We start from the raw sequence: 14,042 nt of genomic DNA, 5'->3' as shown, positions 1-14,042 counted from the left end.
CTCCGCGCCGACCTGCGTCGGGCCCCATAGCCTGTGCAGCGTGAGCGACCAGGCCGCACGTCCCGAGCCCGTCAGCGTCCACGACGCCGTGCAGGAGTATGCCGCGCTGCAGCCCGCCCTGCGGGTGCACGCGGAGCAGTTCATCGCGCTCGTCACCTCGCTGCTCGACGACGCCGGCATCAACTACGTCAGCGTCACCGGTCGCGCCAAGTCGGTCGCGTCCTTCGCGGCGAAGGCGGGCCGCACCATCGACGGTGACCAGGTCTACGCCGACCCGCTCACCGAGATCACCGACCAGGTCGGGGTCCGCGTCGTGACCTACCTGCACGGCGACGTCGATGCCGTGGCCGGGCTGCTGTCCGACCAGTTCAGCGTCCTGGACGACCGCGACATGGGGCGCGAGACGGCCCGTCAGGGCCGGTTCGGCTACTCGAGCCGCCACCTGCTCGTGGCGGTCGACCCCGTCAAGGGCGTGCCCGCGGCATACGAACCGTTGAAGGGGCGCAGCGCCTCGGTGCAGGTGCGCACGATCCTGCAGCACGCGTGGGCGGAGTTCGAGCACGACGTGCGCTACAAGGGCACCATCCCCGAGGAGCACGTGCCAGACCTCGACCGCCGGTTCACGCTCGCGGCAGGGCTGTTGGAGCTGGCCGACCGGGAGTTCTCCGAGATCCGCGACACCCTGCAGGCGACGATGGGCGGGCAGCGGCTCACGATCGACGAGGACGACCCGCGGATCAGCGCTTCGGACCTCGCGACGTTCCTCGCCGGCCAGTTCCAGGAGGCCGGCTGGTCGCGCACCGACCACTACGCCTGGATCTCGGGGCTGCTGCTCGAGCTCGGAATCACCTCGCTCGACGAGCTCTCCGGTTTGCTGTCCTCGATCGACCTCGAGGGCATCAACGCCCGGATGGCTTACCGCTATCCAGCCGGCGTGGTCCGCCGCCTCGACGACGCCCTGCTCGCGGTCTACGGCTCGCGCTACCTCGCCCTGCACGGCAACGCGCATCGTGAAACCGCCCTGCGGACCAGGCTCGAGAAGCTCCGCGCCGTCTGAACCCACCAGAGGTCGCGGCGTGGCCGCTATGCGGTGCCCCACGCTCAGGGGCACTGCATAGCGTCCGCGAAGTGGGCTCGTCGGAAGCCTTGCCGCCCAAGCTCTGCCGCCACCCGACGATGTCACCGGTCGGCGCTAGTCTGCGAAGCCTCCCTCCCTTCTCACCCAGGAGCGCGTCATGGCCTCGATCCTCAACCCCTACATCTCGTTCCAGGACAACGCCCGCCAGGCGTTGGAGTTCTACCAGGAGACCTTCGGCGGCGAGCTGACGGTGAGCACCTTCGGCGAGTACGGCGACCCCAGCCAGCCGGGCGCCGACGGCATCATGCACGGCAACCTCAAGACCCCTGCCGGCTTCACCATCATGGCCGCCGACACCCCGCCCGGCATGGACTACACCCCGGGCACCAACATCTCGGTCAGCCTCTCTGGCGACGACGGCGACGACGGCGACGAGCTCCGTGGCTATTGGGACAAGCTGTCGGGCGGCGGCACTGTCTCGGTCCCGCTGGAGAAGCAGATGTGGGGCGACGAGTTCGGCATGTGCACCGACCAGTTCGGCATCGGCTGGATGGTCAACATCGCCGGGACCCCTGCCTAGGGGCGGAGCCAGGCCGTCGCGTCGGTGGGAAGCAGCCCGTCCTCGAGCGGGACGCTCGAGAGCAGCACCCGGTCCACGGGCAGCTCGACCGGCGTCCCCGACAGGTTGGCGACGCAGCGCAGCGCCTCACCGCGGTCGAAGTCGAGGACGTCTGGTGGGGACTCGCGCCACGCCAGCCCCGCGGCATGCAGGCCGTCGATCTCGCGACGCAGCCGCAACGCCTCGCGGTAGAGCGCCAGCATCGACGCGGGGTCGCCATCCTGGGCCTCGACGGTGAGGGCGCTCCACGACGGCGGCTGCGGCAGCCATGGCGTGACGCCGTCGGGGGAGAAGCCGAAGGGCGGCTCCTGCCCGCTCCACGGCAACGGCACCCGGCAGCCGTCGCGCCCGCGCATCACGCCGCCGCTGCGCAGGAACATCGGGTCCTGCAGCACCTCGTCGGGCAGGTCGTCGACGTTGGGTAGCCCGAGCTCCTCGCCCTGGTAGATGTACGCACCTCCGGGCAGCGCGAGCATGACCATCGCAGCTGCCCGCGCGCGTCGCGTCCCGAGGACCGGGTCGGAGACCTCGCCCTCGCCGTCGCTGATGAAGTACGAGCTGGTCGTCGGGCGGCCGTAGCGGGTGACGGGGCGGGTCTCGTCGTGGCTGGTGAGCACCCAGGTCGACGGCACCCCGATCGGCGCGAAGGACGACAACGTGTCGTCGATGACCTGGCGCAGCGGTCCGGCCTCCCACGGTCCCTTGAGGTAGGGGAAGTTGAACGCGGTGTGCATCTCGTCGGGGCGCAGGTAGGCGGCCAGCCGCTCCGGGGTGCTGACGACGGCTTCGGCCACGAACGCCCGGTCGCCGTCGTAGGTGTCGGCAATGGCTCGCCAGCGACGGAAGATGTCGTGCACCGTGTCGACGTCCCAGTGCGGGTTGTCGTCCCAGTCGACGGTGCGGAACTGGAGCACCCCGCCGTAGTCGGCGTCGGGCAGTCCGGCCTTCTTGGACATGGCGGGCGCCGCGTCGATGCGCAGCCCGTCGACGCCTCGGTCGAACCAGAACCGCAGCACGTCGTCGAAGTCGTCCAGCACCGCCTCGTTGCTCCAGTCGAGGTCGGGCTGCTCGGGGGCGAAGAGGTGCAGGTACCACTGCCCCGGCGAACCGTCCGCCTCGGCGATCCGCGTCCAGGCCGGACCGCCGAACGCGCTGATCCAGTTGTTCGGGGGTTCGTCGCCGTGGTCGCCGCGGCCGTCGCGGAAGAAGTAGCGCGCGCGCTCCGACGACTCCGGCCCCGCAGCCAGAGCCGCGAGGAACCACGGGTGCTGGTCGGAGGTGTGGTTGGGGACGAGGTCGATGATGACGCGCAGGCCGAGCGCCCGCGCCTCGCTCAGGACCGCGTCTGCGTCCTCCAGGGACCCGAACATCGGGTGTATGCCGCGGAAGTCGCTGACGTCGTAGCCTCCGTCAGCCATCGGCGAGGGAAACCACGGCGAGATCCAGAGCCCGTCGACGCCGAGGTCGGCGAGGTAGGGGAGCTTGGCCCGGAGGCCCTGCAGGTCACCCTCGCCGTCGCCGTTCCCGTCGGCAAAACTGCGCGGGTACACCTGGTACATCACAGCGGAGCGCCACCAGGGGGACGGCTCTTGGTCCACGGCCACACGCTGAACCTAGTGGCTCGGAGCTGCTTCCGACAGGGCTGGTCCGCCGGGGCTGGTCCGGCGGTGCCAGTCGCCAAGAACACGGCGCCGCCAGCGCATCGGCGCCCAACCCGGTGGGGTCGGACGCCGATGCGCTGGCGGTCTAAGGCCCGCGGACGGGGGCCGTGAAGTCGGCGTCAGTGGACCACCACAGGCGGCACGCCTTGCTCGTCGAGCAGGTGCGACTTCTCCTGCTTGCGTGGCAGGAAGTACGCCGGGATCAGCGTCAGGCTGACCAGGATCGCGGCCCACCAGTAGGTGTGCGCGAACGCGCCCGCAGCCGCGACCGGGGCCTGCGCCGGGCTGGACGGCGGGTTGTCCTTGAGGGCGTTGGTCAGGACCACCGAGAACAGCGCCACGCCGACCGAGCTCGCGATCTGCTGGGTGATGTTGAGCAGCGTCGACCCACGGGCCACTTCGTGGTGGGTGAGGGTCTTCAAGGCGGTGGTGAAGATGGGCATCATCGTGCCGCCCATGCCCAGTCCCATGACGAACAGCACCGGGATGAGGAAGCCCCAGTGCGAGGAGTCCGCCTCGATCTGGGTCAGGGCGAACATGCCCCCGATGATGAGCACCAACCCGAAGGGCACGATCCGCCCCACAGGGAACTTGTCCACCAACGTGCCGGCGATCGGCATGGTGAGCATGGCGCCCACGCCCTGCGGCGCCACCAGCCAGCCGGCGTTGAGCGGCGTCTCGCCCTGCACCTGCTGGAGGAACTGGGGCACGAGCAGCAGCCCGCCGAAGAACGACGCCGCGAAGATGAACATCGTGATCGTCGAGACGGCCAGGTTGCGGTTCTTGAACAGCCGCAGGTCGAGGAGGGGGTGCCTGGGCCGGAAGCTGTAGAACACGAACGTGACCATCAGCGCCAGGCCGATGAAGCCCGGCACGAGCACCTTGGCGTGGCCGATGCCGCCCTCGCCGGGGATCGACGAGACGCCATAGAGGAACAAGGCCAGGCCGGGGCTCATCATGAGCATGCCGACGAAGTCGAACGACTCGGAGGGCTGCGGGTTGTCCTTGGCCAGCGCGAACCCGGCGTAGACCAGGGCGACGAGCCCGATCGGCGCATTGATCAGGAAGATGTAGTGCCAGCTGAAGTGGTCGATCAGCCAGCCGCCGAGGATGGGGCCGAAGATCGGGCCGAGCAGCATCGGCACGCCGAGGATGGCCATCAGGCGGCCCATCCGGGCGGGACCGGCGGCGCGAGTCATGATCGTCATGCCCAGCGGCATCAGCATGCCGCCGCCGAGGCCCTGCAGGACCCGGAAGCCGATCAGCATGCCGATCGACGTGGCCGCGGCGCACAGCACCGAGCCGAGGGTGAACAGCAGGATCGCCAGCATGTAGAGGCGCTTGGTGCCGAACCGGTCGGCCGCCCACCCCGACAACGGGATGACCGTGGCGAGGGCGAGCGTGTAGCCGGTGACCGTCCAGGCGACGGTCGAGTAGGCGAGCGGCTCGCCGCCGAAGGCCGTCTGGAAGGTGCGCAGCGCGACGTTGACGACGGTGATGTCGAGGATCGACATGATGGCCCCGAGGACGACGACGCCTGCGACCTTCAGGACGGCGGCATCGATCTTTTCGGGGTAGAGCACGGGTGTCGTGGCAGGTGCAGACACTGGGAGTCCTCTCGGAAACGGGTGTGAGTCGTCGCGCTTCCCCCGCAACGGTGCGTGACGCAGGAAAAATCCTAGACCTGCGGACTGACAGCCCACACGCCCTTTTCGGCGGGTGCGGCATCGCTGCAGGTGGGAGGGCCTGAGGGGCGCTGGCGGCCGACCGTCAGGCGTTGCCGGCTGCCTCGAGGGTGGCGATGTCGAGCTTGCGCATCGTCATCATCGCGGCGAAGACCTTGGCGGCGCGGTCGGGGTCACCGCTCGCGATCTCGTCCCAGTTTTCGGGGACGACCTGCCAGGACAGCCCGAACCGGTCCTTCAGCCAGCCGCAGGGACCCTCCTCCCCGCCGTCGGCGCTGAGTGCCCCCCAGTAGCGGTCGATCTCGGCCTGGTCCTTGCAGTCGATCGTGATCGAGATGGCTTCGTCGAAGGTGAACTGCGGCCCGCCGTTGAGCGCCACGTAGGGCACCCCGTCGAGCTCGAAGCCCACCGTCAGCACCTCACCGGCCCGATCGCCGCTGCCCTCCGGATAGCGGGCGATCGTGCCGATGGTCGAGTTGGGGAACACCGAGGTGTAGAACTCCGCGGCGTCCTGGGCCTGTCGGTCGAACCACAGGCAGACGTACTGGCGTGGCATGACGTGCTCCTTTCGTGTGTTCGTGTCCTGCAGGTGTTGACCGCCGCCGGCGCGCAAACTCATCGGCGGGTATGCCGTAGCGTCGCCACCGTGACCCCGTCACCTCCGTCGCTGCTCACCGCACCGCGCGCCGACGCGGACGTCCCGGCCTACTGGCAGGCGCTCGGGGTGCCCGGTCTGGCCGACATCCACGTGCACTTCCTGCCCGAGCCGATGCTCGCCAAGGTGTGGGCCTACTTCGACGAGGCCGAGCGCAACTACGGCCAGGCGTGGCCGATCCACTACCGCGACGACGAGCCGACGCGCCTGGAGACCCTTCGCGCCCTCGGCGTCAGGGCCATCCCGGCGCTGGTCTACCCGCACAAGCCAGGGATGGCGGCCTGGCTCAACGAGTGGTGCGCCGACTTCGCGGCCAGGGTCGACGACGCAGTCCACTGCGCCACGCTCTTCCCCGAGCCAGGGGTCGGCGAGCAGGTGGAGCGGTCGCTGGAGTCGGGAGCCCGGCTGTTCAAGATGCACGTCCAGGTGGGTGGCTACAGCCCGGACGACCCGCTGCTCGACCCGGCCTGGGACGCGCTGGAGCGGGCTGGCGCGCCGGTCGTCCTGCACGCCGGCTCGGCGCCCAAGGAGGGCGCCTACACGGGCCCGAAGGCGGTGGCGGCGGTCCTCGACCGGCACCCCGAGCTGACCCTGGTCGTCGCGCACCTCGGCATGGACGAGTACGACGCGTTCGCGGACCTGGTCGAGGCCTTTCCGCGCGTGCACCTCGACACGACGATGGCCGGCACCGACTTCAGCAACCGGTTCGCGCCGCTGACGGCGGCCTACGTCGGGCGGCTCGCGGCCCTGGGTGACCGCGTCGTGCTGGGCACGGACTTCCCCAACATCCCCTATCCGTACGCACACCAGATCGAGGCCCTTCACCGCCTCGGGCTGGGCGACGAGTGGATGCGCAAAGTGTTGTGGCACAACGGTGCCCGCCTGCTCGGACTGGAGGACCAGGTTGCCTGACGAGACACCCGTGACCGATCGGCTCGCCACCGCCATGCAGAGCCTGTATGCCGCGACGCCCGACGAGTTCATGGCTGCGAGGTCCGCGCTGGTCGCCGCCGCCAAGGCGGGCGGCGAGGCCGAGGCCGCGGCCGAGATCGGCAAGCTCCGCAAACCCAGCCTCGCGGCCTGGGCAGTCAACCTCACGGCGCGCGTGGCTCCGGACGTGGTGTCGGCACTCACCGACCTCGGCGTGCAGATGCGGGCGGCGCAGTCGCGCATGGACACGGGCTCCCTCACCGCCATGCGCGGTGATCGAGATTCGGCCGTGGACTCCTTCGTCCGCGCCGCCGCCGAGGCCGTCGGCGGGTCGGGCCGCACCCTCAGCGCGGCGGCCCAGCAGGACGTCCGCTCGACGGCGATCGCCGCGCTCGCCGACGAGCGCGCTTCCGCCGCCGTGACGTCGGGGCAGCTCACGCGGGCCTTGTCCTACAGCGGGTTCGGCGAGGTAGACCTTGCCGAGGCAGTGGCGCGCACGACGGGGGGAGCGATCCTGACCATCCTCCCGGGGGGTAGGGGTCCGGGCAGAGGCCCGGGCCGGGTTTTGGGCGCCGGTGACGCCGACTCCACCGACGGCGCGGGACAGGACTGGGACGACGGCGAGGGCAGCGCACGCAGTGACAGTGACGAGGCGCCGTCCGCAGAGGAGCTCGAGGAGGCGTTGGCTCTTGCCGAGCGCCAGCTCGCCGACGCACAGGCCGCCGTCGACGCGGCACGGGAACGGGCGGAGGAGACGCGGGAGCGGCTGGCCGTCGTCGAACGCCAGCTCACCAAGGCCCGCGAGGCCGACGAACGGGCGTTGGAGGCGGTCACCGACGCGGTCCGGGCGCGCAAGCAGGCCGAGGCAACGCGGCATACCGCTCAGCTGGCGGTGGACGAGGCGCGGGGGCGCGACTGACGAGTGGCCGGCGACCGGCCCTCAGCCAAGGGCCGAAGCCGTCACCACCCGTGCGTGCCCGGTCCGCCCTTGAAGGGGCCGACGACGCGATCGGTGATCCACCCGCCGTAGAACCCTCCGGCCTGGGCGCGGACGACTTCGCCGTCCACGACGCACCGGTCCACCTGCCCCGGCATCACCGCCACCGCATCCGTGATCACGGCGAAGCCAGGTGTCGGCCGCGGGTAGGACCACCCGGCGCGCGGGGCGACCACCCCGCCGCCGGCGAGGTCGAGATAGGAGGCCTGACCCTTCCACTCGCACCACGACGATCCCTCGACCGGGTGCAGTGCCCCGTCGACGAAGGAGTCGCGCGGCAGGTAGTAGGTCGGCGGGTGGCTGGTCTCCAGGACGCGCCACGACGCCGTCGTCCGTGCGATGCGCACGCCGCCGAGCCACACCTCGACGGTCTCCGCACTGGACTCGATCCGAGGTGGCCGCGGGTAGTCCCAGGCCGACTCCTGGCCGGGCGAGGTGGGTTCAGGGGTGGGTCGGGCCATGGCCTCACGCTAGGCCCCTACCCGGGGAGCGGAGCCGGGCGCCCGCAGGTACGTTGGGCGGACGGGCGATGGCAGATGGAGGTGGCGGATGGCACAGCAGCGGACGGGCATCGACCCGGGCGTCGCCCCGAGCGGCGACGGATGCGTGGAATGCCTTGCAGCACAAGGGTGGTGGGTGCACCTGCGGCGCTGCGCCCAGTGCGGCCACATCGGCTGCTGCGACACCTCACCGAGCCAGCACGCGTCGCACCACTTCGAGGAGACGGGCCACCCGGTGATCCGGTCGTTCGAACCCGGGGAGGACTGGTTCTGGGACTTCGGTGAGGGCCGGGGGTTCGTGGGTCCGCGACTGTCCGAGCCCCTTCACCACCCGCTGGACCAGCCGACTCCCGGCCCTGCGGGCGCGGTCCCCGCCGACTGGCAGCAGCACATCCACTAGGCGATCCGGGCTGCTGTGGTGTCGGCCCGAAGGCGTCGGCCCGCTCAGGGTTGACCCTGAGATGACTAGTCAGGTTCCGGGGGTCATCTAGGTACGTTGCCGGATGTGGGGGGCGGCCCGTTCACGGGACGGTTCAGGTATGGCCCTCCACACCGAGCTGCTCCCGCCGACGGCGATGACCGCACCACTGCGGCCGTTGACCGCGCGGGTTCGGGTCGCCCGCCGCGCGCCGGGGGGCGGTCGCGGCGGGAGGGGGGCCGCCAAGCTGCTCGTCTCCGGTGCCCTCGCCACCGGCATCGTGGCGATCGCCCTGCCCAAGGTGGCTGGTGCCGAGTGGGTCGACATCGCCACGGCGCTCAAGGGACTGTCGATCGGTCAGCTCGCCGTCCTCGCGCTGCTGTGGATCGCTGGACTGTGGGTGCACACCCCCGCCCTCACCGCCGCCATGCCTGGGTTGTCGCACCGCCGGGCCCTCATGCTCAACCTGACTGGCTCCTTCGTCTCCAACCTGCTGCCCCTGGGCGGCGCAGCGGGCACCGTGGCCAACTGGCGGATGGCCCGGTCGTGGGGCTTCGAGTCACCCGCCTTCGCCCGGTGGGCCGTCCTGACCAACCTCGTCGACACGCTGCTCAAGTTCGTCCTGCCCGGTATCGCGCTCTGTTGGCTCGCTGTCGCCGGGGTCGAGGTGTCCAGCAACGTCAGCACCGCGGCCTACATCGGGCTGGGTCTGCTCACGGGCAGCGTCGCCATGGTGTGGCTCGTCGCGCGCGACGACCGGGCCGTGCGCTGGCTGGGCCGTGGCGCCGACCGTGTGGTCGCGCGGGTGCGGTTCCTCCCCGTTGCCGACGAGGGGTATGCCGAGCGGGCGGCGTCGTTCCGCCGCGAGAGCGCCGGGCTCGTTGCCGCCGGCTGGGGTCGGATGGTCGGCGCCAAGCTCGCGTATGCCGCGCTGCAGGCAGTGCTCCTCTGGGCCTGTCTGCGCGTGGTCGGGGCAGAGGTGCACCCGGCCGTGGTCGGGGCAGCCTTCGCCGTGGAGCGCATCCTGACCATGGTGGCGATCACGCCCGGTGCGACCGGCATCGTCGAGCTCGGCATGACCGGGGTGCTGGTGGCCTTCCACGGCGAACCCTCCGTTGCCGCCGCGGGCGTACTGCTCTATCGGGCGTTCATCTTCGGCATGGAGATCCCGGTGGGCGGGCTGTCGATGCTGGCCTGGTCGCTGCGCCGCCGCCCGGTCCCCGCCGCCTGACCTCCCTGGCGAGTCTGAAGGATCCTGTGGGTCAGGGTCCCCACGATCGTTCAGACTCGCGCGGGCGCGCCGACGGCTTCAGGGAGTGGGCCGGAACCCGCGCAGGCGCAGGCTGTTGGTCACGACGAACACCGACGACAGCGCCATGGCGCCACCCGCGATCATCGGGCTGAGCAGGCCGAGCGCGGCGAGGGGGATGGCGGCGACGTTGTAGGCGAAGGCCCAGAACAGGTTGCCCTTGATGATGCCCAGCGTGCGCCGCGCCAAGCGGATCGCGTCGGGGGCTGACCGGAGGTCACCGCGGACCAGCGTGAGGTCGCTCGCCTCGATGGCCACGTCGCTCCCCGTGCCCATGGCCAGACCCAGGTCGGCCTGGGCGAGGGCTGCGGCGTCGTTGACCCCGTCGCCGACCATCGCGACAGTTCTGCCTTGTGCCTGAAGGCGTTTCACGACATCGACCTTGTCCTGGGGCAGCACGTCGGCAATGACGTCCTGTATGCCGACCTGGCCGGCGATCTCGCGGGCGGCGGCTGCGTTGTCACCGGTGAGCAGGATCGGGTGCAGGCCCAGCGCCTTCAGCTCGCGGACAGCCTGGGCCGAGCTGTCCTTGACGGTGTCGGCGACGACGAGGACCCCCCGGGCGACGCCGTCCCAGGCGACCACCACGGCCGTGGCGCCGCGCTGCTGAGCCGCGCTCACGGCATACCCGAGCTCGTCGGGGACGGACACCGACCAGTCGGCGAGCAGGCTTGGCCGGCCCACCACCACTGCGTGGCCCTGGACCGTGCCGTGGACGCCGAGGCCCTCACTGTTCGTGAAGTCCTCGACCACCGGCAGGGCGCCGGCCTCGCGCGCGACGCTGGCTATGGCGCGCGCGATGGGGTGTTCGGAAGCGTCCTCGAGCGCACCGGCAAGGCGCAGCACCTCCTGAGCGTCTTCGCCGTCGGCGGGCACGACCTCGGTCAGCGACATCCGCCCCGTGGTGACGGTGCCGGTCTTGTCGAGCACGACGGTGTCGACGCGACGGGTGGACTCCAGGACCTCAGGTCCGCGGATGAGCAGGCCGAGCTGGGCGCCGCGCCCCGTGCCGACCATGAGGGCCGTCGGGGTCGCGAGGCCCAGGGCGCACGGGCAGGCGATGATCAGCACCGCGACCGCCGCCGTGAAGGCTGCGGTCCAGCCGCCGCCGATGGCCACCCAGACGAGGAGGGTGCACGCGGACAGCGCGATGACGACGGGCACGAAGATCCCGGAGACACGGTCGGCGAGGCGCTGCACGTCAGCCTTGCCGTTCTGGGCGTCCTCCACGAGCCGAGCCATCTGGGCCAGCTGGGTGTCCCCGCCGACCCGGGTGGCCCGCACGACGAGCCGGCCGCCGGCGTTGACGGTGGCGCCCACGACGGGGTCGCCCGGTCCGACCTCCGCCGGCACCGACTCTCCGGTGACCATCGACGCGTCCACCGCCGAGGTGCCCTGCACGATGGTGCCGTCGGTCGCGATCTTCTCGCCGGGGCGTACGACGAAGCGCATGCCCACGGCCAGCTGGTTGACGGGGATGCGCTCCTCGCGGCTGGTGTCGCCGTCCTCGCGCAGGACGGCGACCTCCTTGGCGCCCAGCTGCAGCAACGCTCGCAGGGCGGCGCCCGAGGCTCGCTTGGCGCGCGCCTCGGCGTAGCGACCGGCCAACAGGAAGGCGGTCACCCCCGCCGCGGCTTCGAGGTAGATGGTGTCGGCACCGTCGCTGCGCCCGAGGGTGAACCGGAAGGGGTGGGTCATGCCAGGGGTGCCGGCAGTGCCGAAGAACAGTGCGTAGACGGACCAGCCGAACGCCGCCAGGGTGCCGACCGAGATCAGGGTGTCCATGGTCGACTGGCCGTGCCGCAGGTTGGTCCAGGCCGCGCGGTGGAACTGCCAGCCACCCCAGAAGACGACCGGTGCGGCCAACGTGAGCGAAGCCCACTGCCAGTAGCGGAACTGCCACGCCGGGACCATCGCCACCGCGACGACGGGAAGAGCCAGCGCGACAGAGACCAGCAAGCGATGGCGCAGCGCCGCAGTCCCGTCCGGCTCCGTGCTCGTGGCCTCGTCGGGATCGGGCACCGGCAGGGTGGCGGTGTAGCCGGTGCGTTCGACGGTCTCGAGGAGGACGTCGGTCGTGATGCCGTCGGGAAAGGTCACCTTGGCCTTCTCGGTCGCGTAGTTGACCGTCGCGGTGACGCCCTCGATCCTGTTGAGCTTCTTCTCGATCCGGGTGGCGCACGACGCGCACGTCATGCCACCGATGACGAGCTCGACGCTGCTGGGGGCGCTCACGGCACGAGGCTGTAGTTGCCCGCCTCGTCGAGGGCAGCCGCCACCTCAGCGGGGGTGAGCTCTCGCGTCGCGTCCACGGTGACGGCGGAGGTGCCGCCGGCCACGAGGGCGACGCGCACGTCGGTGACGCCCTCGAGGGCAGTGAGCTCCTCGGTGACGGCGCTCGCGCAGTGGCCGCAGGTCATGCCGTCGACGGCGAAGTTCTGGGTGCTCATGGGGTCTCCTCGGGATGTGTGTCGCGGGCGGTCAGGACCGGACGAGCCGGGCGATCGCGTCGGAAGCCTCGCGGACCTTCTCCTGCGCCTCGGGTCCACCCTTGCGGGCGGCGTCGACGACGCAGTGCCCGAGGTGTTCCTCCAGCAGCTCGAGCGAGAACGACTGCAGGGCCTTGGTCGCCGCAGACACCTGGGTCAGGATGTCGATGCAGTACTTGTCCTCCTCGACCATCCGCTGCAACCCACGGACCTGGCCCTCGATGCGGCGCAGCCGCTTGAGGTGGTTGTCCTTCTGGTCGTGGTAGCCGTGGTGCGTTTCGCTCTCACTCATGCCACACACCATACCCCCCTATGGTATGCCGTCAACCCCGCCAACGACTTCTGGCCACCGATGTGGCACGGACGGCGGGAAATCCCGTCGGCGTGTCACACCCGTGGCCAGAAGTGGGGGGGTGGAGGGGAGGCGAGGGGTCAGCGCATCGGGTCGAACGGCTTGAGCTGCTCGACCTGCTTGCCCGTGACCATCGTCTCGGCGAGGAGCCGACCGGTGACCGGGCCGAGGGTGATGCCCCACATGCCATGTCCGCCCGCGGCGAAGACGCGGGGGCTCTTGGTGGCGCCGATCAGCGGGAGGCCGTCGACCGTGCAGGGGCGCGAACCGACCCACTCGTCCTGGCGGTTGTCGAGGTCGGCGCCACGCAGCAGCGGGCGGGCGGCCTCGGCGATGGCCTGGATGCGGCGCTGGTCGAGGGCGGCTTCAGGCTTGCGGAACTCCATCATCCCGGCGACGCGCAGCCGGTCACCGATGGGCGTGCAGGCGACGCGCTGGGCCGGGAAGTAGACCGGGCCGTTCGGCACGTGGTCGATCGCCACGGAGAACGAGTACCCGCGCCCGGCCTGGACGACGTTCTTCACGCCGAACTGACGAGCCAGCTTGCCGAGCCAGGCGCCGGTCGCGAGGACGGCAGCGTCGAACTCCTCGACCGAACCCTGCGCCGTGGTGACGACGACGCCGGTGCCGGTGTCGCGGATGTCGGCCACCGTCGAGGCGTCCATGATCTTGCCGCCGCGAGCCCTCACGGAGTCGGCGAGGGCGTGGACGTAGGAGCCCGGGTCGATGAACCGCTGCCCCTTGAGCAGGATGGCCGCGCCGATCTCGTCGGAGAGGCTCGGCTCGATGGCGCGGGCCTGGTCGCCGGTGAGGGCGTCGAACTCGATGTCCTGGCCGGCGGCGTGGATGTGCTCGATCTCCTCGAGCAGGGTCACCCGCTCGGCCTCGGTGCGGTACGACGCGAGGAACGACTTGGCCTCACGGGTGTCGGCCTGGACGCCGCCGTCACGCAGCAGGTCGAAGCTCTCGAGCGACAGGTCGTTGACCGGGACCAGCGATCCCATGGCCTTCTTCCAGGCCTTCATCGTCGAGTTCCGGGTGAAGCCGGTGACGAACTTGAGGAACTTGGGGTCGGCGCTCGGCGGCACGTAGACCGGCGAAGACGGCGACAGGACGGCGCGCAGGCCGTACTTCAGCACGGCAGGCTCGGGCAGCGGCGTCGCGATGCCCGGCGTCAGCCAGCCGGCGTTGCCCCACGACGAACCCGCCGCGACACCCTGGCGGTCGAGGACGGTCACCTCGACACCGTGCTCCTGGAGGAACCAGGCGGTGGACAGACCGACCATGCCGGCGCCGACGACGGCGACGCGCTGGGGGACGGGGAGACCTGCTGCGGTGATGGGAGCCAT

14 protein-coding genes are annotated in these 14,042 nt (G+C 70.9%); 6 read left to right on the top strand and 8 right to left on the bottom strand.

Features of this window, described 5'->3' with window-relative positions:
* The first annotated feature begins 40 nt into the window (after positions 1–40).
* Both AC1DYG_RS04795 and AC1DYG_RS04790 read left to right on the top strand, forming a co-directional pair.
* Positions 41–1,057: a GTP pyrophosphokinase gene (locus AC1DYG_RS04795; RefSeq protein WP_477638750.1), complete on the top strand. Its 1,017-nt coding sequence runs from the start codon at positions 41–43 to the stop codon at positions 1,055–1,057.
* Positions 1,058–1,235: 178 nt separating this feature from the next.
* On the top strand, positions 1,236–1,658 hold the full coding sequence (locus AC1DYG_RS04790; protein WP_477638749.1) for a VOC family protein: 423 nt from the start codon (positions 1,236–1,238) through the stop codon (positions 1,656–1,658).
* Here AC1DYG_RS04790 and AC1DYG_RS04785 read toward each other — a convergent pair.
* From AC1DYG_RS04785 to AC1DYG_RS04775, 3 genes are all read right to left on the bottom strand, one after another.
* A complete protein-coding gene (locus AC1DYG_RS04785; protein ID WP_477638748.1) occupies positions 1,655–3,295 on the bottom strand; it encodes a glycoside hydrolase family 13 protein in 1,641 nt (546 codons plus the stop codon). The genes AC1DYG_RS04790 and AC1DYG_RS04785 overlap by 4 nt on opposite strands.
* A 182-nt stretch (positions 3,296–3,477) precedes the next feature.
* Positions 3,478–4,965: a DHA2 family efflux MFS transporter permease subunit gene (locus tag AC1DYG_RS04780; protein ID WP_477638747.1), complete on the bottom strand. Its 1,488-nt coding sequence runs from the start codon at positions 4,963–4,965 to the stop codon at positions 3,478–3,480.
* A gap of 163 nt (positions 4,966–5,128) precedes the next feature.
* Positions 5,129–5,599 carry a VOC family protein gene (locus AC1DYG_RS04775; RefSeq protein ID WP_477638746.1) on the bottom strand — a complete coding sequence of 157 codons (471 nt, stop codon included), beginning with the start codon at positions 5,597–5,599 and terminating at the stop codon, positions 5,129–5,131.
* A gap of 90 nt (positions 5,600–5,689) precedes the next feature.
* On the opposite strand from AC1DYG_RS04775, the gene AC1DYG_RS04770 reads away from it, so the two are divergent.
* The gene (locus tag AC1DYG_RS04770) at positions 5,690–6,610 is read left to right on the top strand and encodes an amidohydrolase family protein (protein WP_477638745.1); all 921 of its coding nucleotides are present in this window, start codon (positions 5,690–5,692) and stop codon (positions 6,608–6,610) included.
* 10 nt (positions 6,611–6,620) lie between these two features.
* The gene (locus AC1DYG_RS04765; protein WP_477638744.1) at positions 6,621–7,547 is read left to right on the top strand and encodes a hypothetical protein; all 927 of its coding nucleotides are present in this window, start codon (positions 6,621–6,623) and stop codon (positions 7,545–7,547) included.
* Positions 7,548–7,588: 41 nt separating this feature from the next.
* On the opposite strand, the gene AC1DYG_RS04760 is transcribed toward AC1DYG_RS04765, so the two are convergent.
* Positions 7,589–8,086: a DUF427 domain-containing protein gene (locus AC1DYG_RS04760; RefSeq protein WP_477638743.1), complete on the bottom strand. Its 498-nt coding sequence runs from the start codon at positions 8,084–8,086 to the stop codon at positions 7,589–7,591.
* Positions 8,087–8,174: 88 nt separating this feature from the next.
* Here AC1DYG_RS04760 and AC1DYG_RS04755 point away from each other — a divergent pair, with 88 nt between their 5' ends.
* Together AC1DYG_RS04755 and AC1DYG_RS04750 are read left to right on the top strand one after the other, a co-directional pair.
* Positions 8,175–8,525, top strand: coding sequence for a UBP-type zinc finger domain-containing protein (locus tag AC1DYG_RS04755; RefSeq protein WP_477638742.1), 351 nt, complete (start codon positions 8,175–8,177; stop codon positions 8,523–8,525).
* A gap of 139 nt (positions 8,526–8,664) precedes the next feature.
* Positions 8,665–9,774 carry a lysylphosphatidylglycerol synthase transmembrane domain-containing protein gene (locus tag AC1DYG_RS04750; protein WP_477638741.1) on the top strand — a complete coding sequence of 370 codons (1,110 nt, stop codon included), beginning with the start codon at positions 8,665–8,667 and terminating at the stop codon, positions 9,772–9,774.
* Between the two features lie 78 nt (positions 9,775–9,852).
* Here AC1DYG_RS04750 and AC1DYG_RS04745 read toward each other — a convergent pair whose 3' ends face one another.
* The 4 genes from AC1DYG_RS04745 to AC1DYG_RS04730 all read right to left on the bottom strand — a co-directional run bounded on the left by AC1DYG_RS04745 (position 9,853) and on the right by AC1DYG_RS04730 (position 14,042).
* Positions 9,853–12,048 carry a heavy metal translocating P-type ATPase gene (locus AC1DYG_RS04745; protein ID WP_477638869.1) on the bottom strand — a complete coding sequence of 732 codons (2,196 nt, stop codon included), beginning with the start codon at positions 12,046–12,048 and terminating at the stop codon, positions 9,853–9,855.
* A gap of 35 nt (positions 12,049–12,083) precedes the next feature.
* On the bottom strand, positions 12,084–12,302 hold the full coding sequence (locus tag AC1DYG_RS04740) for a heavy-metal-associated domain-containing protein (protein WP_477638740.1): 219 nt from the start codon (positions 12,300–12,302) through the stop codon (positions 12,084–12,086).
* Positions 12,303–12,333: 31 nt separating this feature from the next.
* A complete protein-coding gene (locus AC1DYG_RS04735; protein ID WP_477638739.1) occupies positions 12,334–12,633 on the bottom strand; it encodes a metal-sensitive transcriptional regulator in 300 nt (99 codons plus the stop codon).
* Between the two features lie 140 nt (positions 12,634–12,773).
* Positions 12,774–14,042 (bottom strand): NAD(P)/FAD-dependent oxidoreductase, encoded by a 1,269-nt coding sequence (locus tag AC1DYG_RS04730; protein ID WP_477638738.1) that lies wholly within the window; start codon positions 14,040–14,042, stop codon positions 12,774–12,776.

It is taken from the genome of Pedococcus sp. P1_H8 (assembly GCF_056405175.1).
Note: the sequence above shows the minus strand (reverse complement) of the source record. Positions and strands in the feature narration are given on the sequence as shown.